Here is a 20,599-nt window from a genome sequence, read left to right as displayed (position 1 = left end):
TCCTCCGTTTCCGGCGTTTTTTGAGGCCCTTGAAATGCTCAGATTGAGCATAAGTGAGGTTCACATGGCTGACGGTTTCGTGGCTGACGGTTTCACGCCCCCTCCGGCGCCCCTCGCCTTCACGCCCGACGTCGAGGCCCAGACCGCCGCGACCTGGGACAAGGTCAAGCATCATGTGACCCCGCTGGAGTGGCGAATCCACGCGCCGCTGATCGCCGAGATCAACCGGCTGAAGCGCGAGAAGAACGCCGTCATCCTGGCCCACAACTACATGACGCCCGAGATCTTCCACGGCGTGGGCGACTTCGTCGGCGACAGCCTGGCCCTGGCCCGCGAGGCGGCCAAGTGCGACGCCGCCGTGATCGTCCAGGCCGGCGTGCACTTCATGGCCGAGACCAGCAAGGTGCTGGCCCCCGAGAAGCGTGTGCTGATCCCCGACCTGCGGGCCGGCTGCAGCCTGGCCTCCTCGATCACCGGCGCCGACGTGCGGCTGATCAAGCAGCGCCATCCGGGCGTGCCGGTGGTCACCTATGTCAACACCACCGCCGACGTGAAGGCCGAGACCGACATCTGCTGCACCAGCGCCAACGCCGTGCAGGTGGTGGAGTGGGCGGCCCGCGAGTGGGGCGTCGACAAGGTGATCCTGATCCCCGACGAGTTCCTGGCCCGCAACGTCGCCCGCCAGACTTCGGTGAAGATCATCGCCTGGGCCGGCCGCTGCGAGGTGCACGAGCGCTTCACCGCCCAGGACATCGCCGACATGCGCTTCGCCTGGCCGGAAGCGGAGATCCTGGCCCACCCGGAGTGCCCAGCCGAGATCCTGGAGGCGGCCGACTTCGCCGGCTCGACCGCGGCGATGAACGACTATGTGGCGCTGCGCAAGCCCAAGCAGGTGGTGCTGATCACCGAGTGCTCGATGGCCTCCAACGTCCAGGCCGAGAGCCCGGGCACCCAGTTCATCGGCCCCTGCAACCTGTGCCCGCACATGAAGCGGATCAGCCTGCAGAACATCCACGACGCCCTGGTCCACGACCGGTTCGAGGTGACGGTGGATCCGTCGGTGGCCCTGCGCGCCAAGCTGGCCGTGCAGCGGATGATCGACCTGCCGCCGCCGACGGTTCCGGCCCGCTACGACCTGGTGAAGGCCAGGCACCACGTGGACGTGGAGCTGATCTGACCATGGCCCAGATGAGCGTCATCCAGGCCGACATCACGATCCTGGACGTCGACGCCATCGTCAACGCCGCCAACTCCAGCCTGCTGGGCGGCGGCGGCGTGGACGGCGCCATCCATCGCAAGGCCGGGCCGGAGCTGGCCCTGGCGGGGCGGATGCTGGGCGGCTGCAAGACCGGCGACGCCAAGCTGACCGAAGGCTTCCGCCTGCCGGCCCGCTGGGTGATCCACACCGTCGGTCCGGTCTGGAACGGCGGCGACCAGGGCGAGCCCGAACTGCTGGCCAGCTGCTATCGCCGGTCGCTGGAGATCGCGGCCGCCAAGGGTTTCGAAACCATCGCCTTCCCGGCCATCTCGACCGGGATCTACCGCTTTCCCGCCGACCGGGCGGCCCGGATCGCCGTGACCACCGTCGCGGCCTTCCAGGAGGCCAATCCGGCCGAAGTAATCTTCTGCTGCTTCGACGAAGCGTCGGCCGAGCGGCATCGCGCGGCCCTGGAGTTGAGCCATGCTTGACCGCATCACCTTCGACGGCCCCGTGATCGTCGGGGCGGGCCTGGCGGGCCTCACGGCCGCCCTGGCCGCCGCGCCGCGCAAGGCCCTGGTGCTGTCACCCACGCCGCTGGCCACCGGCTGCTCCAGCGCCTGGGCCCAGGGCGGCATGGCCGCGGCCCTGTCGGACGAGGACGCCCCCGCCCTGCACGCCGCCGACACCATCGCGGCCGGCGCCGGCCTGTGCGACCCGGCCGCCGTCGAACTGCTGACCACCGAAGGGCCCGCCGCGGTCCGCGCCCTGGCCATGCTGGGCGCGCCGTTCGACCGCCAGGCCGACGGCGGGTTCGTGCTCAGCCTCGAGGCCGCCCACGCCAAGGCCCGGGTGGCCCGGGTCGGCGGCGACGGGGCCGGGGCGGCGATCATGGCCGCGGTCATCGCCGCCGTCCGCGCCGCGCCGACCGTCGAGATTCGCGAAAACGCCCGCGCCCGGCGGCTGCTCCAGGACGCGACCGGCCGCGTCGTCGGGGTGCTGGCCGAGATCGACGGCGCGCTGGTCGAGATCGTCGCCCCCGCCGTGATCCTGGCCACCGGCGGGGTGGGCGGCCTCTACGCCGTCACCACCACCCCGGCCCAGGTGCGCGGCGAAGGGGTGGGCCTGGCCGCCCTGGCCGGCGCCGAGATCGCCGATCCGGAATTCGTGCAGTTCCACCCCACGGCCATCGACATCGGCAGGGACCCCGCCCCCCTGGCCACCGAGGCCCTGCGCGGCGAGGGGGCGATCCTGCGGAACAAGGACGGCCGCGCCTTCATGGCCGACTATCATCCCGCCAAGGAACTGGCCCCGCGCGACGTGGTGGCTCGCGCCATCCACGCCGAGCGCGCGGCCGGCCGCGGCGCGTTCCTGGACGCGACGACCGCCGTGGGGGCGCACTTTCCGCACGAGTTCCCGGCCGTGTTCGCCGCCTGCATGGGCGCGGGCGTCGACCCGCGCGTCCAGCCGATCCCCGTGACCCCGGCCGTGCACTACCACATGGGCGGGGCAGCCACCGACCTGGACGGCCGCACCAGCCTGCCGGGCCTGCTGGCCGCCGGCGAATGCGCCAGCACGGGCGTGCACGGCGCCAACCGCCTGGCCTCCAACAGCCTGCTGGAGGCGGCCGTGTTCGGGGCCAGGGCCGGCCGTGCGGCCCGGGACCTCGCCATCGGCGGTGAATCGCCGCTGTCGGCCGCCCCGACGCCGGACCTGCCGGACGCCGCGCTGCAGGCCCTGCGCCAGGCGATGAGCCGCGACGCCGGGGTCATCCGCGACGCCGAGGGCCTGGCCCGTCTGGTCGCCGTCCTGGACGCCCTTGAGGCCGCGCACGGCCTCGCGCCGACCTTGGTCGCCGCCCAGCTGATCGCCCGCGCCGCCCTGGCCCGCCAGGAAAGCCGGGGCGGCCATTTCCGCGCCGACTTCCCCGCCATGGCCCTGCCGGAACGCACCTTCGTCACCCTCCAGGATCAGGAACCGGGCCGCGCGGTCCGTTACGCCGCGGAATGAGCAAGCCCGTCACGCCCCTCCCCGACCTCCTGGTCCGCCCGATCATCGACATGGCCCTGGCCGAGGACCTGGGCCGGGCCGGGGACATCACCGCCCTGGCCTGCATCGACGCCGGCGCGCGGCTGTCGGTGGTCTGGGCCGCGCGGCAGGACGGCCGGGTGGCCGGCCTGTCCTGCGCCCGCCTGGCCCTGGCCGCCCTCGACCCGACGGCGTCGTTCGAGGTCGTCACCCCCGACGGCGCCGACGCGCACCCCGGCGCGATCCTGGCCCGGGCCGAGGGGAACGCCCGCGCCGTGCTGGCCGCCGAGCGCACGGGCCTGAACCTGCTGGGCAAGCTGTCGGGCGTCGCCACCCTGACCCGCGCCTATGTCCGCCTGGTCGAGGGCACGAAGGCGACCATCGTCGACACCCGCAAGACCACGCCCGGCCTGCGCGCCCTGGAGAAGTACGCCGTGCGCTGCGGCGGCGGGATCAACCACCGATTCGGCCTGGACGACGCCATCCTGATCAAGGACAACCACGTCGCCGCCTGCGGCGGGGTGGGCGAGGCCGTCCGCCGGGCCCGCGCCTTCGCCGGCCACCTGGTCAAGGTCGAGGTGGAGGTCGACGGGCTGGACCAGCTGGAGGACGCCCTGAAGCACGGCCCCGACGTGGTCATGCTCGACAATTTCAGCCTCGACGACCTGAAGACCGCCGTCGCCCTCGCCAAGGGCCGGGCGGTGCTGGAGGCCTCGGGCGGCGTCAACCTGACCACCGTGCGGGCCATCGCCGAGACCGGGGTCGACGTGATCAGCGTCGGCGCCCTGACCCACTCGGCCCTCAACCTGGACATTGGCCTGGACGCGGTGTGAGGGGCAGGCGCCCCGCAATCCAGCTCTAAAACTCCGCTCATCCCGCCCCGCGACACTCCGCCCCGCCCCTTCGCGCGACAGCGGTTTCTTAACGGTGTTCAGCTATAGGGTGAGGGTCCCGTCGCGTCGCGGGGCGGCCGGAGCGTGTCGGGGTCTTGCAGCCAAGCCAGTACATCAATCTCGACAAGGCTCGGGCGTTGATCGTCGACGATAACCCCCAGTCGCAGGACATCATCGTCGGCGTGCTGACCAGCTTCGGCCTGCGCAACGTCGTGCGCAAGGCCGGCGGCCTGGAGGCCCAGGACGAGCTGAAATACCAGAGCTTCGACCTGGTCCTGGCCAACGGCGCCTTGCCGGACCTGGACGGCTACGACCTGACCCGCTGGCTGCGTCGCGAGGCTGACGAGGCCAACCGCATGACGCCGGTGATCCTCCTCACCTCCCACACCCGCCGCAGCCTGGTCGAGAAGGCCCGCGACTGCGGCGCCAACTTCATCGTCACCAAGCCGGTGTCGCCGGCGGTGATGCTGGAGCGCATTCTCTGGGTCGCCAAGGGCGATCGCCTGTTCATCGAATGCGAAGCCTATGTCGGTCCCGACCGCCGCTGGCGCAACCTGGGCCCGCCCGTGGAGTTCCCGGACGGCCGGCGCCGCGACGATCAGTCCATCGAGCTGGGTGAGGCCGGAGGCCAGAACATGTCCCAGGATGAGCTGGACGCCCTCATCAAGCCGATGAGGTCGATCGCATGAGCGAGGTCAAGAAAAGCCGCATGAAGCCGCGCCTGGGTCAGTTGATGACCCAGAAGGGCGGCATGTACGTGGCCGAGGCCCTCAAGCGCGCCGACGCAACGCTGGAGACCCTGCGCGAACCGTCGCTGACCGGCATCGACGCCTACATCGCCGCGCTGGACGCCCTGCTGGCCTCGGGCCTGGACGACGCCGCCCTGATCGAGGCGCTGTACGCCCGGTCCGGCGACATCGTCAGCCTCAGCGGCGCCGAGCGCAGCACGGCCGTCCAGGTCGCCGCCCGCTCGCTGTGCGACCTGCTGGACGAGGCCGACGGCCTGAGCCCCTCGGCCCTGGCCGGTGTCAAGGTGCACGTCGCCTCGATCAAGCTGCTGCACCGCGCGCCCGACAACCCCGCCCTCCAGGCCCCCATCCTGCAGGGCCTGGCCAGCGTGCTGGAAAAGCAGCGCGGCGAGGGCAAGGCGCAGGGCTGAGGCCCGCGCGCTTTCCGGGATGACGACGGTGGGGCTACCGCTTGCCCCGCAGCCACGGCGCCAGGCGGTCCTGCAGCGGCTGGTCGACATAGGTGTGGAACAGGTAGGCCGCGCCCATGGCGATCGGGAACGAGGCCAGCCACATCAGCCATTGCCAGCCGATGCCGATCGGCACGGTCTCGATCAGCTTGTGCACCGCGCTCCAATAGATCACCCCCACGAAGATGTGGGTGATGAACAGGGCGAACGACAGCTTGGCCCCCTCCTCGATCCAGGCCTGGGGATGGCGGACCGGCAGCCGGCCCGCGCCCAGCACGATGGCGGCGATGGCGGCCAGGCAGGGCGCGTCGAAGATCAGCTCGTCGGGCAGGGCATAGCGGTCCAGCGGCTGCATGGCGAACAGCACGACGCAGCCGACGACCAGCAGGGCCTTGGCGGCCCGCTCCGACGGCCAGTTCATCTCGACCGCCCGCGCCAGGCAGACGCCCAGGATGAACAGCGGCAGGGCCCGCACGACGCCGAAGCGGAACTGCAGGTCCGACAGGGCGTGGTCGAACACCGTCCGGGCCAGCACCTCGCAGGCCGCGAAGGCCAGCACCCCGATCATCGGCAGGATCCAGGGACGGCGCACCTTGTCGACGGCCCGCCACAGCCAGGGGAACACCGCATAGCAGACGATCAGGGCCGACAGCGACCAGCTGGGCAGGTTCCAGCCGTCGCTGTTGAAGCCCCAGGCGTGGACCAGCAGGGCCTGGACCGGCAGCTGGTCCCAGGCGAAGCGCGAGGGCTTGTGGGCGTCGGTGCCCAAGGCGTTCAGCGCCAGCACCAGGGCGGCCATCATCGCCAGCACGATCAGGTGTCCCGGCCAGACCCGTCCCACCCGGCGCACCCAGAAGCGGCCGTGGCTGATCCGCCCGGTCAGGGTCGAGGCGCCATAGGCCCGGCCCAGCACGTAGCCCGACAGCATCAGGAAGAAGTCGGTCGCCAGGAAGCCGCGCGAGAACACCTGGCCGAAGCGCTCGATGCGCATCGGACCCTCCGCCCCGAAATGGTAGACGACGATCAGCAGCGAGGCGAGCAGCCGCAGCAGATCCAGCGCGCCGCCGCGCGTGGCGATCCGGATCAGGCGCTGGTCGACGGGGGCGGGCGTCGCCTCGTCGGGCGTCACGGGGGAAAGGACGGGTACGTTCACAGCGTCCGTGGCTTAACAAAGCCGCGCCCCCCGCGAAAGCACGCTTGGCGCGTGAATCCGCGACGTCGCGACGCGGCCGGCCGGCTGTGGCCAAATGGCCGCCCTGTCCTTTCCGCTGTCATCCCGGACAAGCGCGCAGCGCGCCGATCCGGGACCGACGCCTGAACGCGGCGCTTCTGGCGGTCCCAGATCTCCGCTTCGCTACGTCCGGGATGACAGGCTTTGGGGACACGAACCGACGCTTCACCGTTGAAGAACATTTCCCCACACCCCATCTGTAACTCCATCAGTATCTAATCGGACCCCGCCCCATGACCGCCCGCCTGCCCGTCCTGTTCCTCGGCCACGGCTCGCCGATGAACGCCATCGAGGACAACGCCTGGAGCCGCGCTTGGGCGGCCCTGGGGGCCGAGCTGCCGCGCCCCAAGGCGGTGCTGATGGTCAGCGCCCACTGGGAGACGCGCGGGGCCAGCGCGGTCAGCGCTTCGGCGCGTCCCGAGACCATCCACGATTTCGGCGGCTTCCCCCAGGCGCTGTTCGACGTGCGCTACGACGCGCCCGGCGACCCGGCCCTGGCCCGGCGCGTGGCCGAGCTGCTGTCGCCCGATCCCGTCGTGCAGCATCCGACCCGAGGGCTGGACCACGGGGCCTGGGGCGTGCTGCGGCCGATGTATCCGGACGCTGACGTGCCGGTGGTGCAGCTGAGCCTGGACCGCGGCCGCCCCGATCGCTGGCACTACGAGGCGGGCCGCCGCCTGGCCGCCCTGCGCGACGAGGGCGTGCTGATCATCGGCAGCGGCGACATCGTCCACAACCTGCGGGCCGTGAACTTCCGCACCGGCGAGACTCCCGACTGGGCTCCGCGCTTCAACGAGACGGCCAAGGCCCTGATCGCGGCCGGCGACCACGCGCCGCTGATCGACTGGCGCGGCCTGGGCCCCGACGCCGAGGCGGCGATCAACAGCGCCGAGCACTACCTGCCGCTGCTCTACGTGCTGGGCGCCCAGACGCCGGGCGAGCCGGTGTCGTTCTTCACCGACGACGTCTTCGCGGCGATCTCGATGACCAGCGTGCGGGTGGGGTGAGGGCCAAGGGGATGCACCGGCATCATCCGGTGTTGGTTCCGGCCTAGTCGGCTCTGAACCAAATCCGTTGTCATCCCGGACGAAGCGCGCAGCGCGAAGATCCGGGACCGGGGCGTGAACTCAGAGTTTGCGGCGGTCCCGGATCTGCGCTTCGCTTGTCCGGGACGACAGCCGTTGGGCCGCCTGAACCTCAGCTCGACGGCGAGGCGCCCGCCGCCACGTCCACCCGGCGCCAGGTCTGCGACTTGCACAGGAAGCCGCCGATCAGGCAGCCTTTGGCCTTCATGGTGGTGGCGTCGGGGAAGTCGGCCGTGCCGTTGAAAGTCATGTTGAGGTCGGGCACGAACACCTTGCCCTTCCAGCTGCCGTTCTTTTGCAGGTTGAAATCGCGCAGCAGCTGCAGGCCGACCAGGTCGGGCGTGCCGCCCTTTTTGGCGTCGGCCTTGGCCTCGTCATTGGCCCAGACCACGAAGCCGCAGGCGCGCCCGCCGCCGCAGGGCTTGATCTCGACATGGACGCTGTTCTTGGGATTGCGCCAGACGCCGTAGGTAAAGCCGTCCTGGGCCACGGCCGGCGAAACGGCCGCCAGCCCGGCGACCGCGGTCAGCACGACGAGAAGCGACTTGATCCGACGCATGCGCGATTTCTCCAGCACCCAGAACGTTTTGGGGCAGGTTTGCGTCGGGATCAAGTCGGGGCGGCTCTCCAGCCTCCGCTCATCCCGGCGAACGCCGGGACCCAGATCCTCGAGCGGCGTGGAGGATTGGAAGGGCTCGGCGCTCCTGGCGTCAGTCCCAAGGCCAGTCCATCTGGGTCCCGGCGTTCGCCGGGATGAGCGGAAATCAGAGGGCCAGCAGCGCTTCCCCCGCCTTGCGCGCCGCCGCCCGGCGTTCGTCCATGCCGCGGCCGTAGACCGCCTGGATCCGCTCCAGCACGGCGGGCGGGGCGGTCTCGGGACGGCCGGCGTGGAACGGCGGGTCGGGGGCGTACTCCACCGCCAGCTGGATGGCCTGGGCCGTCTCGTCGCCGGCGATCTCGGCCACGACGGTCAGGGCGAAGTCGATGCCCGCCGTCACCCCGCCGCCGGTGAAGACATGGCCGTCGCGCGCCACCCGGGCCGGGTCGGGCGTCGCGCCGAACAGGGCCAGTTGGTCGCGCCAGGCCCAGTGGCAGGCCGCCCGCCGGCCCTTCAGCAGGCCGGCCGCGCCCAGCAGCAGCGAGCCGGTGCAGACCGAGGTCACGTAGCGCGCCCCGGCCGCCAGCCGCCGGAGCTGGGCCAGGAAGGCCTCGTCGGCCATCGCCTGGGTCACGCCGAAGCCGCCGGGCACGCACAGCAGGTCGCAGCGCTCGAGGTCGGCCAGCCGCGCCACCCGGGCGAACACCAGGCCCTCGGCCTCGATCTCGCCGCCCGCCTCGCTGGCGATCACCACCCGGGCGCCGGGCAGGCGGCTGAGGATCTGGTGCGGGCCGGTGAAGTCCAGGTGGGTGACATCGGGGAACAGGGCGAACACGATGTGGAACGGCGGGGGTTTGGGCATGGGCGGGCCTCCTGTTGACGCCGCAGCATCGCGCGCCTAGCGTCTGACTGAAATGACATAGTTCCCTCGAAATCCGCCAAAGAAGGGCCCCGGAGCGCATGACCCGCGACATCGGCTTCCTGATCTTCCCGGACTTCCAGCTGCTGGACGCGGCCGGGCCGATCGCGGCGTTCGAGATCGCCGGCCGGTTCGTGCCCGGCGCCTATCGCCTGCATGTCCTGGCCCGCGAGGCCGGCGCGGTGGCCAGCTCCTCGGGCGTGGCCATGACCGCCCAGGCGTTCGACGCGGCCCCGCCGCTGGACACCCTGATCGTCTCCGGCGGCGAGGGCACGCGCACCCCGGCGATCTGCGAGGCGACCCTGGCCTTCGCCCGCGCCGCGTTCCGCACCGCCCGCCGCACGGCCAGCGTCTGTTCGGGAACCTATGTGCTGGCCGCCGCCGGCCTGCTGGACGGCCGTCGGGCCACGACGCACTGGCAGCGGTCGCGGGACTTCCAGCGCCGCTATCCGGCCGTTCGGCTGGAGCCCGACCGGATCTTCGTCCAGGACGGTTCGCTGTGGAGCTCGGCCGGCATCACCGCCGGCATCGACATGGCCCTGGCGATGATCGGCGCGGACCTGGGCGAGGACGTCGCCCGCCGCACCGCCCAGCAGTTGGTGGTCTATCACCGGCGCCCGGGGGGCCAGTCGCAGTTCTCGGCCCTGCTGGAGATGCAGGGCGGGCGGTTCGACGCCCTGCTGGCCTGGGCGCGCGAGAACCTGGCCCTGCCCTTGACCGTGGACCAGTTGGCCGAGCGGGCGGCGATGAGCCCGCGCAACTTCGCCCGACTGTTCGCCGCCGAGACCGGGAGCACCCCCGCCAAGGCGATCGAGCGCCTGCGCGTCGAGGCCGCCCGCGCCCTGCTCGACAGCCAGCCCCTGCAGGTCGAGGACGTGGCCCTGGAGACCGGCTTCGGCGACCCGGAACGCATGCGCCGCGCTTTCCTGCGGACGTTCGGCCAGCCGCCCCAGGCGCTGCGGCGGAACGCCAAATTCGCCCTCTCCCAAACCCCTATGGGAGAGGGGTCGTCACGCCGCCCCGCTCCGCCGCCATTCGCGCCACCTGGGTCTTGAGGATCTCCAGCGTCTCGGTGTTGCAGCGCAGGAGCTCGACCATCTCCTGCTCACGCAGGGCGTCCAGCTTGTCGTGCAGACGCATGATCTCCAGCTCGGCGCGCAGGTTGACGACATAGTCGTGCTCGGCGTTCAGCCGGTCTTTCGTGGCCTGGCGGTTCTGGCTCATCATGATCACCGGGGCCTGGATCGCGGCCACGGTCGACAGGATCAGGTTGAGGAAGATGAACGGATAGGGGTCGAAGGCCAGGTGCAGCGGCCTGAGGCCCAGGTTCAGGGCGATCCACAGGGCCAGGCACAGGGAAAAGCCGCCGATGAAGGCCCACGAGCCGCCGATCGCCGCCACCGTGTCGGCCAGCCGGTCCCAATAGGTCCGGTCGTCGGCGACCAGCGCCTTGTTCAGGCCGGTGGGGGCCTCGGCGGCGATCAGGTCGATGACGCTCCGCTTGACCTCCGTCAGCTGGACGTAGGGCGTGGCCAGCAGGTCGCGTGACAGCTGGTCGAGGCGTTGGTCGGGGGTCATGGGCCGCTCATCCGTGAAGGTTTGTAAAAGTTATGCCTTCCCGCAACCGGAGGAAGTCTTGACCGATTGACGCTCATCGCCGCTGGGGCGAGGTTGCCGGGTCGGCTCGTCGACACAGCAAAAGTTCCAAGGGAGCGACCATGGCTCACAAGTTCCAGATCAAGAAGAACAAGGCGGGCGAGTTCGTCGCCTATTTCGTCTACAACAGCGAGACCATCTTCTGGACCGAGGGCTACGCCTCGAAGGCCTCGGCCAAGAACGCCATCGAGTCGATCAAGAAGAACGGCCCGGACGCCGAGATCGACGACCAGACGGACTAAGGCCCGTCCGCGCAGGCGCGGCCCCCTCAGTCGCTTCGCGACAGCTCCCCCAGAGGGGAAGCATCCGCGCGGAGCCAGCTTCTCCCCTCTGGGGGAGGCGGCCCGAAGGGCCGGAGGGGGTTCCGCGCCCACACGCTTGACCCCGCCGCCCTCCCCGGCGTCTGATCACCGATAACAAACAAGAACGGGAGGGACGTCATGACCACCGACGCCAAGGCGAAGGCAGGGGGCCGCAAGGCCGTCTTCGTCACCGGGGCCGCCAGCGGCATCGGCCTGGCCAGCGCCAGGCGCTTCGCCGCCGAGGGCTGGTTCGTCGGCCTGTCCGACATCGACACCACGGGCCTGAACGCCGCCCTCGCCGCCATCGGCCCCGACAACGGCGCGACCTTCCGGCTGGACGTGCGCGACCGCGCGGCCTGGACCGCGGCCCTGGCCGACTTCGCCCAGCTGACCGACGGCCGGCTGAACGTGCTGCTCAACAACGCCGGGGTGGCCCGGTTCGGGCCGTTCGACAGCCACGAGGACGTCGACGTCGACCTGCAGCTGGACATCAACATCAAGGGCGTGATCAGCGGGGCGCGCGCCGCCCTGCCCTGGCTGAAGGCCACGCCGGGCTCGCGGCTGATCAACATCTCGTCCTGCGCGGGCCTGTACGGCTCGCCCAGCCTGGCGGTCTATTCGGCCACCAAGTTCGCGGTGCGGGGCCTGTCGGAGGCGCTGGACGTCGAGTGGAAGCCGTACGGCGTCGGCGTCGCCTGCGTGATGCCGTGGTTCGTCGAGACGCCGATCCTCAACGCCGGGGCGCCGGGCAGCAACCAGAACATGGCCGACACCCTGCGGAGCGGCGGCCTGCCGGTCTATCCCGTGGAGGACGCCGCCGAGGTGATCTGGCGCGCCGTCCACGGCAAGGACCTGCACTATTTCGTCGGTAAGCGGGCCCGGCAGATGCGCTTCGCCAGCAACCACATGCCGGGCGCGCTCAGGAAGCAGCTCCGTTCGCGGCCGATCCTGCAGCAGCCTTGACCGCGTCGCCCGACGGGGACGAGGTCTTGGCCGGGTGCATGGCGGGGGCCGAGGCGGGCTCGGACACCGGACCCAGCGGGCCGCCCATGCCGCCGGCGACCAGGGCCGGCTTGTCGGGCGAAGCCGTCACCACGGCGCTGGCCAGCTGGATCGGGGCGGACTTGCCGTCGGCGGTTGTTCCGCCTGACGAGGCGGCCGGCAGGCTGACCAGGGTGATGACGGGCAGTTCGTCGTCCGTCGATGGGCGCGGCGTGCGGCTGAAGGCGTCCGGCGCCCCCGAGCGGCCGCCGAAGCGGTAGAACACATGCATGCCCACCTGGGCGACGCGCAGCAGGCGCGGGCCCCAGCCCGGCGCGACGCCGGTGGTGTGGAAATGGGTGGCGGCCCCGACCTCGGTCATCACCGCGCCCGACAGCGCGCGGGCGGCGACCTTCTGGGCCCGCCGCCAAGCGCCGGGTTCGCGCGAGCGGCGCATCGAGCCGTCGCAGGCGAAGCTGAACTGGCAGCCGCTGTGAGCGTAGGCCCCCTGGAACACCACGCCGCAAATCGATTTGGGGAACGAAGGATGGCGCACGCGGTTTAGAACCACTTGGGCCACGGCCGCCTGGCCGCTCGGGGTCTCGCCGCGGGCCTCGTAATAGACCGCCTCGGAAAGGCACTCGAGTTCACGCGAGCTTTCCAGGGCATTGGTCAGGCGGAACGGCGCGGCGGCCGGGTTGAACGGGCCGCCGAAGCTGGCGCGCAGCAGCAGCGGCGGGCGCTGGGCGTCGGACTGCTGGCGCTGTTCCAGACGCTCGACCAGCAGGGCCGACTGCCGGTCGCGCTGGGCGCCGCCGGCGACGGTGTAGGGATCGTGACGGCGGGCGATGGCGAGTGCTCCGGCGTCCATCCGCGACGCGGCCTGATACAGCGCCGCGTCGGAGAAATTCCCCTCGGCGCCGTCGGCCAGGCGAGAGACTCGGGCGTGCTGATGCGCGGCCTGGGCCATGCCCCCCGCGAGGTAGACGCCGCCGAGGGCCAGACCCGTGGCCGACCCAACCAATACGGCGCCGATCAGCGCGCGCGCGTCTGCGCACGTCTGCGACTTGATATTCAAAACTCGTGTCCTGCGCGGCGAGGGCGGACCGCCCCCCGACAAAAACGCCCTCAGGAACCCGGAAAAAACACTGTCGGGCAGCCCTGAAAGCGGAGGTTCGGCCGGTTCACGATCGTGGCCGAAGTCCTGCTTATGACCGCCTTATGACGCATCCGCCCACGAGTCGCAAGCGGACGCGGCGTCGCAGCCTGAATTTTGGCCGCCCGCGCGACAGATGGAATGGTTAATTGTTTGATTCTAACGAAAAAACGCGACAGTCCCGAAATTCGGGTTCGGGGCGAATATTCACCGTCCGGGATAGACTTCCGCCGCACCGCTCTCAACGGAACCCCGGCCCTGCGACGTCGTTACTCTAGCGGATCGATGTAATTGTCCTGGAGGACATAATGACTGCTCTGCGCTGGGTTCCGCTGGGGGTTGCGGCGGCGTTAAGCCTGTCGGCCTGCGGGCACAACATGGAGCAGCGCGCGGCCACCGGCGCGATCGCCGGGGCGGTGGTCGCCGGCCCCGTCGGGGCCGTGGTCGGGGCCGGCGCTGGGGCCGTGGTCAACACCATCGCGAAGTAGGATGAAGCCCCGCTCACCTGCGTGAAGCGGCTCAGAACCGCTTCACGCAGGTGACCCCCGCACGCACGTTCTCGTCGTCGCCCCGGGCGTCCACCTCGCCGGTCATACGGGCGCGGCAGCCCTTCTCGGGGCGGCGCACCAGGTAGGGCGTCGGATCCTTCGCGTAGCGGCCGGAGGGGTCCAGGTTCAAGCGCGGGGCGACCGGCGCGACGCCGGCCCAGCGCTCGGCTTCGCAGCGTTCGCGTTCCTGTCGCGTGAAAGTCGGCCGATCGCAGTTGCGCAGGCCACGCAGCACGCCCTGTCCGTTCGCGGCCGGTTCGCCGGGGCTCGACGCCCCGTCGCCGGACGCGGCTGGACCCGACGGGGCCGGCGCGGCGCTCCCCTCGGACGGTGAGGATGATCGGAGGGGGAGGAGCGGCGCGGCGTCTGCTCGCGCCGGAACGCCAGGACGGCGGACCGGCGGACGACCCGTTGCGCGATCCGTTTGGCCTGGCCGCTGCGGCGAAACGAGCATGACCTGGAGGGGGGGCGGCGGGTCGTAGGCCGGTGGTTCCCCCCGCGAACAGCGTACGAGCAGGGCCAGCAGGACGGCGTGGAGGACGGCCGAGCCGACCAGCGCGGACGCGCGCAAGGCTCCACCCCGGCCTGAACCGCCCCGTCCCGCCATCTTTATCCCGCGCCCCTTACCCGACGCGAGCACTCCGCTAGAGGTTGCGGGCCGAAGTATGACCCCTTCATGGCCCGATGTGAGCTATGCCGGCGCCGGCCCCGCGCCCCTGAACAGGCGCCAGAGCTCGACCGCGATCTTGATCGTCAGCACCGCGATCATCACGGTCGCGGTGAGATGGAAGCTGAGGTCCAGCGCGGTCTGCAGGCCAGCGACCCCGTCGGCGTTCGATCCGCCTGCCCCCTCGAGCCCGACCACGACCAGCCGCCCGGCCCGCCACAGGACCACGGCCAGCGCCAGGCCGGCCAGGCCGCAGACGACCTCCAGCGCCGCCCGCGCCCGCACCCAGCCGGGGCGAAGCAGCCCGATCAGGCTGGACGCCAGTTGCACGCCCGCCCAGGCCAGCAGCGGCCAGTACAGCGCCGCCCAGATCGGGGCCGGCCGCAGGACCATGTCGCTGTTCGCCACGTGGCTGGCCCACGGCGCCGGGACCAGCCCGGTCCACCACAGGATGAACAGCGCCGTCAGGATCACCTCCAGCAGGGCCTCGAAGCGCCTCTGCCGCGGCCCCTTGCGCGGCAGGCCCCGCCGGCGCGGGGCCAGGGCGTCCAGGCGCGGCAGGTCGGCCACCCTCCAGTCGGCGGCGCCGCCCAGCGGGATCCAGCCGCGCTCGATCCCCGCCCCCAGCACCGTGGCCGCGCCGATCATCGTCAGGCCGGTGGCCAGGAAGCTGGACAGGAAGCGCGCGAAGCCGCCGCCCGCGCCGCCGGGGTCGGTGAGGGCCCCGATCACGACCGGGATCGCCGAAGCGACCGCCGCCACCACCAGCAGAGCCTTCACCCCGAAGGCGTAGAACGGGTAGAGCTCGGGGCCGATCAGCGCCCGGGGCGTTCCGAACCGGCCGGCCACGGCGATGGGGTGGCCGAACGCCTTGAGCACCGCCTCGCGCTCCCTGGCGTCCAGCGGCCGGCCCAGCTCGGCCTCCTTCTCCTCCATCTGGGTCAGCAGGATGTCGCGCAGCTCGGCGACGATATCCTCGCGCTGGGCCTTGGGCAGCAGGGCCGCGACGGCGGCCAGGTAGCGATCGAGCAGGTCCATGGTCCTGGCCTCCCTCATCGGATCAGGTTTTGCAGGGTGTCGTTCATCGCCCGCCACTCGGCGGCCAGGCGGGCCAGCACGGCCTCGCCTTCGGACGACAGGCGGTAGAAGCGCTTCTTGCGCTTGTCTTCCTCGCGCCACTCGCTGGTCAGCAGGCCCTGGCTCTCCAGCCGGCGCAGCATCGGATAGAGGGCGCCTTCATCGATCTCCAGCCCCACCTCGGCCAGGGCCTGGCGCAGGCCGTAGCCGTAGCGCTCGACCTTCAGCTGGGCCAGCACGGCCAGGATCAGCGTCCCGCGCCGCAGCTCCTGGCGCAGGGTTTCGAAGATGTCGGCGTCCTGGGGCATGGTGTGTGTCGCATGGTGTGTGGCGCACACTGTGTGACACACAGGTAATGGACGAGTCAAGTCGGCGGAACGGCGTTCGCTAAAAAGAAGGTGTTCGAGAGTTCACTGAAGGTCCCGACGCCGCCGGCACCCGGCCGCGATCGCCCCTTTTCTCGCTGTCATCCCGGACAAGCCGGGCTTGTCCGGGATGACAACGCAAATGGTTTTGACGCACCTGGAGCGCCATCGAAGTCGCAGACGCCCCCTACGAAGCCGCCAAACGCCTCGGCGCCGCCTCGGCCTCGACCACCGGAACCGCGATCTCGACCGTGAATCGGCTGCCCTGGCCCGGCGTGCTCTCGACCCGGATCTCGCCCCGCATCAGGGCCACGATCTGCTGGCTGATGCTCAGGCCCAGGCCCGTGCCCTCGTGGCGGCCCGTCGCCTCGCCCGCCTGCTCGAAGGGGCGGAAGATGCTCTCCAACTGGTCCGCCCGGATGCCCACGCCGGTGTCCTCGACGACGAAGCGCAGGCGCGCCGTCCCGTCGTCGGTCCCAGCCAGCGACACCCGCAGGCCGACCCGACCGCTGGCGGTGAACTTGATCGCATTGCCGACCAGGTTGATCAGGACCTGCCGGACCCGCTTCTGGTCCGCCTCGATCCGGCGCGGAACGTCTGGATCGAGGCTCGCGGCGAACTCCAGGCCCTTGTCCTGGGCCGGCAGGCGGAACATCTCGCCCACCCCGGCCACGCACGCGTGCAGGTCGAAGGGCGCGGCCAGCAGCTCGAACTTGCCGGCCTCGATCTTGGCCACGTCCAGGATGTCGCTGATCACGGCCAGCAGGTGCTCGCCGCTGGCCTGCACCGTCTTGACCGCCGCGCGCTGCTTGGCGTCCAGCGCGGTGCGCTCCAGCCAGTAGGCGTAGCCGATGATGGCGTTCAGCGGCGTGCGCAGTTCGTGGCTCATATTGCCCAGGAACCGCGACTTGGCGCTGCTGGCGGCCTCGGCGGCGGCGTGGGCCTTCGCCAGCAGTCGCGCCTCTTCGGCCTGGAGACGCCGCCGCGCCTCGTAGTCGCGGCGCGTGCGCAAGAAACGCCAGACCAGGAAGCCGGCCGAAAGCACCAGCCAGACGCCGAGGATGACCAAATAGAACTGCTCGGTCGACAGATACGCCCCCTTGAACGTCAGGTCGTCGACCGAGACGGTCACCCGGCCGGGCTTCGAGCTGTTGGTGGCGATGGCGATGGCGTGGATCGCCTTGAGGTTCGGCGCGGCCTCGTCCGCCGACAGGCCATGGTCGGCCGCCCACCACTCCTCGACCGCCAGTTGGTCCAACGGCAGGCTGACCTCGTTGCGTCCCTGGACGACCGGGATGTCTACGGCCAGGGGCATCGGGTCGCCCTTCACCCTGTCGCGCACGGCCGGTCCCGGCGACGCCTTGAAGGTCAGCCTCAGGCGGTCGCTCCGCCCCTGGTACGAGAAGCGCAAGGTGACGGTCTGGAACCGCGAGAAGTCCAGGCCGTCGGCGTCCCGCCCGAGGTCCAGTTGCAGGCCGTAGCCGCAATAGGGGTAGTCCGCGCCCTCTCGGAGGTCGCACGACCAGGACAGCAGCCTGCGCGGATCGACCGAGACGACCGAGCGCCCGCCGGCCTCGGCGTCGGAATAGCTGTAGGTCGCGAACCGCCCCGATTGCGACGACAGGACCAGGGTCTGGCTGGTGATGGCGCTCTTGCCCAGCACCGCGGCGAACGACACGGCCACCAGCAGGAAGACCGCGGCCTCAAGGCGGAGATTGGCGTAGCCTAGCCACGGCTTGCGGGCGCCCTGGACGGCGTGGCCGAGTTCCGCTGGTTTCCGCAAGACGCCCTCCCGCTTCCCCGACTGACGCAAGGAAGCCCCCAAACCAAGGGACAGGATTACCCCGGGCATCGTTTCCCCAAGGTTTAACGACGGGCGGGTGCGACATTTTGTTGTGTCCGGACGTCGCCTTCCAAAATCATATAAAGATATCTTTATATCCCTCTTGACGCAGGGCAGGAACGCGCGCCTTCTGGAGGGGTCGTGGTCTGCGGGCGTTCACGCGCCCGGAGCTAAGAGGGAAGTCGGTGAGGGCCTCACGGGTCCGAATCCGGCGCTGCCCCCGCAACTGTGAGCGGCGAGCCGCTGTCCGATACGTGTCACTGACGCGCCGAAGCTGGATCGGTGGCGTGTCGGGAAGGCCAGGACAGGGGCGCTGACCCGTGAGCCAGGAGACCTGCCCCGACAGATAACGTCCTCCGGCGGGGTGCCCGGTCTGGCCGCATGCAAGGCGTGACCGGACCTCCACGGCCCGTGCGCGACCTCGCGCGCGTCCCGATCCGCCTCCGCCATCACACCGGCAGAGGTTTTTGAAGATGACCGTCACCGTCGCCACCCTGGGCTTTCCCCGCATCGGCCCGCGCCGCGAACTGAAGTTCGCGCTCGAGAACCATTGGGCCGGCAAGACCGACGCCCCGGCGCTGCTGGCCACGGCCGCGACCCTGCGCGCCGCGGCCTGGACCCGCCAGGCCGCCCTGGGCGTGGTCCATGTGCCCAGCAACGACTTCTCGCTGTACGACCACGTGCTCGACACCAGCGTGATGGTCGGCGCCATCCCGGCGATCTACGGCTGGACGGGCGGCCCGATCGACACCGCCGCCTATTTCGCCATGGCGCGCGGAACCCAGGGCGCCGCCGACGGCGAGGCCTGCGCCCACGGCCACGCCCATCACCACGGCCACGGCCTGCCGGCCCTGGAGATGACCAAGTGGTTCGACACCAACTACCACTACCTGGCCCCGGAGATGTCGCGCGACCAGGCCTTCGCCCTGACCTCCACCAAGCCCGTCGACGAGTTCCTGGAGGCCAAGGCCCTGGGCGTCCACACCCGCCCGGTGCTGCTGGGCCCGGTCACCTTCCTCAAGCTGGCCAAGACCAAGGACGAGGGGTTCTCGCCGCTGTCGCTGCTGTCGGCCCTGATCCCGGTCTATGCCGAGGTCCTGGCCCGGCTGCAGCAGGCCGGCGCCGACTGGGTGCAGATCGACGAGCCCTGCCTGGCGCTGGACCTGACCGAGTTCGAGCGCGGCGAGCTGCGCCGGGCCTACGGCGCCCTGAGCCACGCCACCCCCGGCCTCCGCCTGATGCTGACCAGCTATTTCGGCGGCTACGGCGACAACCTGGCCACGGCGGTGAACCTGCCGGTCGACGGCGTCCACGTCGACCTGGCGCGCGCGCCTGAAGAGCTGGACGCCGTCCTGGCCCTGGCCCGCGAGAGCCTGGTGCTGTCGCTGGGCGTGATCGATGGCCGCAACGTCTGGCGGGCCGACCTGCCCGCCCTGCTCGACCGCCTGGACCCGATCGTCTCCAGGCGCGGCGGCGACCGGGTGATCCTGGCGCCGTCCTGCTCGCTGCTGCACGCGCCGATCGACCTGGACCTGGAGACGGCGATCGATCCGGAGGTCCGCCAGTGGCTGGCCTTCGGCGTCCAGAAGATCGAGGAGCTGGTGGTCCTGGCCACGGCGCTGAACGAGGGCCGGGCCAGCGTCGCGTCCCAGCTGGCCGCCAGGCAGGCGGCGGCGGCGGCGCGCCGCGCCTCGCCCCGGATTCACGACGCGGCCGTGGCCGCGCGCCTGGCCGCCACGACCCCGGCCATGGCCCAGCGCCGCTCGCCGTTCGGCCGCCGCCAGGCGGTGCAGATCCCGCGCCTGGACCTGCCGGCCTTCCCCACCACCACCATCGGCTCGTTCCCGCAGACCGAGGCGGTGCGCCAGGCGCGCTCGGCCCACGGCAAGGGCCAGCTGAGCGACGCCGACTACGCCGCCTTCCTGCGCGCCGAGACCGCCCGCACCGTGGCCTGGCAGGAGGAAATCGGCCTGGACGTGCTGGTCCACGGCGAGTTCGAGCGCAACGACATGGTGCAGTATTTTGGCGAGCAATTGGCCGGCTTCGTCTTCACCCGGCACGGCTGGGTGCAGTCGTACGGCTCGCGCTGCGTGCGGCCGCCGATCCTGTTCGGCGACGTCTCGCGCCCGGCCCCGATGACCGTGGAGTGGTGGGCCTACGCCCAGTCCCTGACCGACCGGCCGATGAAGGGCATGCTGACCGGGCCGGTGACCATCCTGAACTGGTCTTTCGTCCGTGACGACGTCCCCCGCGCCCTGGCCTGCCGCCAGATCGCCCTGGCGATCCGCGACGAGGCGGCCGACCTCGAGGCGGCCGGCGCCAAGGTGATCCAGATCGACGAGGCGGCCCTGCGCGAGGGCCTGCCCCTGCGCCGCGGCGACTGGGCGGCCTATCTGGACTGGGCGGTCGAATGCTTCCGCCTGGCGGCCTCGGGCGTGGCCGACCACACCCAGATCCACACCCACATGTGCTATTCGGAGTTCAACGACATCATCGCCGCCATCGGGGCGATGGACGCCGACGTCATCTCCATCGAGACCGCCCGCTCGAAGATGGAGCTGCTGGAAGCCTTCGAGGCCTACGCCTATCCGGCCGAGATCGGCCCCGGCGTCTACGACATCCACTCGCCGCGCGTGCCGGCCGTCGAGGAGATGACCGACCTGCTGAGAGCCGCCCAGGCCCGGCTGTCGGCCGGCCAGCTGTGGGTCAATCCCGACTGCGGCCTGAAGACCCGCAAATGGCCGGAGACCCAGGCCGCCCTGGCCAACATGGTCGAGGCCGCCCGCATCGTCCGCCAGACCGTCGGCGCCGCCTGACGACGGCCGGCCGCCGCCGGGGTTTCGACAAACCCCGG

Annotated in this window: 21 protein-coding genes and 1 riboswitch; of the genes, 12 read left to right on the top strand and 9 right to left on the bottom strand. The window is 71.0% G+C overall.

Features of this window, described 5'->3' with window-relative positions; translation table 11 throughout:
• The first annotated feature begins 79 nt into the window (after nt 1-79).
• From nadA to BM066_RS02225, 6 genes are all read left to right on the top strand, one after another.
• A complete protein-coding gene (gene nadA, locus BM066_RS02250) occupies nt 80-1,177 on the top strand; it encodes a quinolinate synthase NadA (RefSeq protein WP_369823217.1) in 1,098 nt (365 codons plus the stop codon).
• 2 nt (nt 1,178-1,179) lie between these two features.
• On the top strand, nt 1,180-1,689 hold the full coding sequence (locus BM066_RS02245; protein ID WP_089924045.1) for an O-acetyl-ADP-ribose deacetylase: 510 nt from the start codon (nt 1,180-1,182) through the stop codon (nt 1,687-1,689).
• Nucleotides 1,682-3,208 carry an L-aspartate oxidase gene (locus tag BM066_RS02240; RefSeq protein ID WP_089924043.1) on the top strand — a complete coding sequence of 509 codons (1,527 nt, stop codon included), beginning with the start codon at nt 1,682-1,684 and terminating at the stop codon, nt 3,206-3,208. Before BM066_RS02245 ends, BM066_RS02240 begins: the two co-directional genes overlap by 8 nt.
• Complete coding sequence (gene nadC / locus BM066_RS02235; RefSeq protein WP_089924040.1) at nt 3,205-4,059, top strand: carboxylating nicotinate-nucleotide diphosphorylase; 855 nt, start codon at nt 3,205-3,207, stop codon at nt 4,057-4,059. Before BM066_RS02240 ends, nadC begins: the two co-directional genes overlap by 4 nt.
• Nucleotides 4,060-4,214: 155 nt before the next feature.
• A complete protein-coding gene (locus BM066_RS02230; RefSeq protein WP_089924037.1) occupies nt 4,215-4,808 on the top strand; it encodes a response regulator in 594 nt (197 codons plus the stop codon).
• The gene (locus BM066_RS02225) at nt 4,805-5,278 is read left to right on the top strand and encodes a hypothetical protein (RefSeq protein WP_089924034.1); all 474 of its coding nucleotides are present in this window, start codon (nt 4,805-4,807) and stop codon (nt 5,276-5,278) included. The genes BM066_RS02230 and BM066_RS02225 overlap by 4 nt, the downstream gene beginning before the upstream one ends.
• Before the next feature lie 34 nt (nt 5,279-5,312).
• Here BM066_RS02225 and BM066_RS02220 read toward each other — a convergent pair whose 3' ends face one another.
• Nucleotides 5,313-6,446 (bottom strand): acyltransferase family protein, encoded by a 1,134-nt coding sequence (locus BM066_RS02220; RefSeq protein WP_255367448.1) that lies wholly within the window; start codon nt 6,444-6,446, stop codon nt 5,313-5,315.
• 335 nt (nt 6,447-6,781) lie between these two features.
• On the opposite strand from BM066_RS02220, the gene ygiD reads away from it, so the two are divergent.
• On the top strand, nt 6,782-7,555 hold the full coding sequence (gene ygiD, locus BM066_RS02210; protein ID WP_089924029.1) for a 4,5-DOPA-extradiol-dioxygenase: 774 nt from the start codon (nt 6,782-6,784) through the stop codon (nt 7,553-7,555).
• Nucleotides 7,556-7,745: 190 nt separating this feature from the next.
• Here the strand turns inward: ygiD and BM066_RS02205 are convergent, their stop codons facing one another.
• Nucleotides 7,746-8,192, bottom strand: a complete 447-nt coding sequence (locus BM066_RS02205; RefSeq protein WP_089924026.1) for a DUF2147 domain-containing protein — start codon at nt 8,190-8,192, stop codon at nt 7,746-7,748.
• Nucleotides 8,193-8,397: 205 nt separating this feature from the next.
• Nucleotides 8,398-9,093, bottom strand: coding sequence for a DJ-1/PfpI family protein (locus BM066_RS02200; RefSeq protein ID WP_089924023.1), 696 nt, complete (start codon nt 9,091-9,093; stop codon nt 8,398-8,400).
• Nucleotides 9,094-9,191: 98 nt separating this feature from the next.
• Between BM066_RS02200 and BM066_RS02195 the strand changes: the two genes are divergently transcribed.
• A complete protein-coding gene (locus BM066_RS02195) occupies nt 9,192-10,205 on the top strand; it encodes a GlxA family transcriptional regulator (protein ID WP_255367444.1) in 1,014 nt (337 codons plus the stop codon).
• Here the strand turns inward: BM066_RS02195 and BM066_RS02190 are convergent.
• Complete coding sequence (locus BM066_RS02190; RefSeq protein WP_089924019.1) at nt 10,144-10,728, bottom strand: DUF1003 domain-containing protein; 585 nt, start codon at nt 10,726-10,728, stop codon at nt 10,144-10,146. The two genes, BM066_RS02195 and BM066_RS02190, sit on opposite strands and share 62 nt — an antisense overlap.
• 140 nt (nt 10,729-10,868) lie before the next feature.
• Here BM066_RS02190 and BM066_RS02185 point away from each other — a divergent pair, with 140 nt between their 5' ends.
• On the top strand, nt 10,869-11,048 hold the full coding sequence (locus BM066_RS02185; RefSeq protein ID WP_035074511.1) for a YegP family protein: 180 nt from the start codon (nt 10,869-10,871) through the stop codon (nt 11,046-11,048).
• Between the two features lie 198 nt (nt 11,049-11,246).
• Nucleotides 11,247-12,071, top strand: coding sequence for an SDR family oxidoreductase (locus BM066_RS02180; RefSeq protein WP_089924016.1), 825 nt, complete (start codon nt 11,247-11,249; stop codon nt 12,069-12,071).
• Here the strand turns inward: BM066_RS02180 and BM066_RS02175 are convergent.
• On the bottom strand, nt 12,028-13,167 hold the full coding sequence (locus tag BM066_RS02175; RefSeq protein WP_089924013.1) for a cell wall hydrolase: 1,140 nt from the start codon (nt 13,165-13,167) through the stop codon (nt 12,028-12,030). The two genes, BM066_RS02180 and BM066_RS02175, sit on opposite strands and share 44 nt — an antisense overlap.
• Before the next feature lie 386 nt (nt 13,168-13,553).
• Here BM066_RS02175 and BM066_RS02170 point away from each other — a divergent pair, with 386 nt between their 5' ends.
• Nucleotides 13,554-13,733, top strand: coding sequence for a hypothetical protein (locus tag BM066_RS02170; RefSeq protein WP_026176420.1), 180 nt, complete (start codon nt 13,554-13,556; stop codon nt 13,731-13,733).
• Between the two features lie 31 nt (nt 13,734-13,764).
• On the opposite strand, the gene BM066_RS02165 is transcribed toward BM066_RS02170, so the two are convergent.
• From BM066_RS02165 to BM066_RS02150, 4 genes are all read right to left on the bottom strand, one after another.
• Complete coding sequence (locus tag BM066_RS02165; RefSeq protein WP_018061265.1) at nt 13,765-14,028, bottom strand: hypothetical protein; 264 nt, start codon at nt 14,026-14,028, stop codon at nt 13,765-13,767.
• Between the two features lie 456 nt (nt 14,029-14,484).
• Nucleotides 14,485-15,498 (bottom strand): HAAS signaling domain-containing protein, encoded by a 1,014-nt coding sequence (locus BM066_RS02160; protein ID WP_018061266.1) that lies wholly within the window; start codon nt 15,496-15,498, stop codon nt 14,485-14,487.
• Between the two features lie 14 nt (nt 15,499-15,512).
• Nucleotides 15,513-15,845, bottom strand: coding sequence for a PadR family transcriptional regulator (locus tag BM066_RS02155; protein WP_018061267.1), 333 nt, complete (start codon nt 15,843-15,845; stop codon nt 15,513-15,515).
• A gap of 244 nt (nt 15,846-16,089) precedes the next feature.
• On the bottom strand, nt 16,090-17,685 hold the full coding sequence (locus BM066_RS02150; RefSeq protein ID WP_177218358.1) for a sensor histidine kinase: 1,596 nt from the start codon (nt 17,683-17,685) through the stop codon (nt 16,090-16,092).
• A 185-nt stretch (nt 17,686-17,870) separates the two neighbouring features.
• Nucleotides 17,871-18,102: riboswitch (cobalamin riboswitch) on the top strand.
• A 116-nt stretch (nt 18,103-18,218) separates the two neighbouring features.
• Here BM066_RS02150 and metE point away from each other — a divergent pair.
• Complete coding sequence (gene metE, locus BM066_RS02145; RefSeq protein ID WP_089924008.1) at nt 18,219-20,561, top strand: 5-methyltetrahydropteroyltriglutamate--homocysteine S-methyltransferase; 2,343 nt, start codon at nt 18,219-18,221, stop codon at nt 20,559-20,561.
• The last annotated feature ends 38 nt before the right edge of the window (nt 20,562-20,599 follow it).

Source organism: Caulobacter sp. UNC279MFTsu5.1 (genome assembly GCF_900114015.1).
In the GTDB taxonomy this organism is placed as follows: domain Bacteria; phylum Pseudomonadota; class Alphaproteobacteria; order Caulobacterales; family Caulobacteraceae; genus Caulobacter.
Note: the sequence above shows the minus strand (reverse complement) of the source record. Positions and strands in the feature narration are given on the sequence as shown.

What these genes read in the sequence shown, in the direction of transcription:
- BM066_RS02195 (WP_255367444.1), top strand. Translation starts at nt 9,192, where the DNA reads ATGACCCGCGACATCGGCTTCCTGATCTTCCCGGACTTCCAGCTGCTG.
- BM066_RS02160 (WP_018061266.1), bottom strand. Translation starts at nt 15,498, where the DNA reads ATGGACCTGCTCGATCGCTACCTGGCCGCCGTCGCGGCCCTGCTGCCC.
- BM066_RS02180 (WP_089924016.1), top strand. Translation starts at nt 11,247, where the DNA reads ATGACCACCGACGCCAAGGCGAAGGCAGGGGGCCGCAAGGCCGTCTTC.
- BM066_RS02240 (WP_089924043.1), top strand. Translation starts at nt 1,682, where the DNA reads ATGCTTGACCGCATCACCTTCGACGGCCCCGTGATCGTCGGGGCGGGC.
- BM066_RS02190 (WP_089924019.1), bottom strand. Translation starts at nt 10,728, where the DNA reads ATGACCCCCGACCAACGCCTCGACCAGCTGTCACGCGACCTGCTGGCC.
- BM066_RS02205 (WP_089924026.1), bottom strand. Translation starts at nt 8,192, where the DNA reads ATGCGTCGGATCAAGTCGCTTCTCGTCGTGCTGACCGCGGTCGCCGGG.
- BM066_RS02245 (WP_089924045.1), top strand. Translation starts at nt 1,180, where the DNA reads ATGGCCCAGATGAGCGTCATCCAGGCCGACATCACGATCCTGGACGTC.
- BM066_RS02185 (WP_035074511.1), top strand. Translation starts at nt 10,869, where the DNA reads ATGGCTCACAAGTTCCAGATCAAGAAGAACAAGGCGGGCGAGTTCGTC.
- nadC (WP_089924040.1), top strand. Translation starts at nt 3,205, where the DNA reads ATGAGCAAGCCCGTCACGCCCCTCCCCGACCTCCTGGTCCGCCCGATC.
- BM066_RS02200 (WP_089924023.1), bottom strand. Translation starts at nt 9,093, where the DNA reads ATGCCCAAACCCCCGCCGTTCCACATCGTGTTCGCCCTGTTCCCCGAT.
- BM066_RS02225 (WP_089924034.1), top strand. Translation starts at nt 4,805, where the DNA reads ATGAGCGAGGTCAAGAAAAGCCGCATGAAGCCGCGCCTGGGTCAGTTG.
- metE (WP_089924008.1), top strand. Translation starts at nt 18,219, where the DNA reads ATGACCGTCACCGTCGCCACCCTGGGCTTTCCCCGCATCGGCCCGCGC.
- BM066_RS02155 (WP_018061267.1), bottom strand. Translation starts at nt 15,845, where the DNA reads ATGCCCCAGGACGCCGACATCTTCGAAACCCTGCGCCAGGAGCTGCGG.
- ygiD (WP_089924029.1), top strand. Translation starts at nt 6,782, where the DNA reads ATGACCGCCCGCCTGCCCGTCCTGTTCCTCGGCCACGGCTCGCCGATG.
- BM066_RS02170 (WP_026176420.1), top strand. Translation starts at nt 13,554, where the DNA reads ATGACTGCTCTGCGCTGGGTTCCGCTGGGGGTTGCGGCGGCGTTAAGC.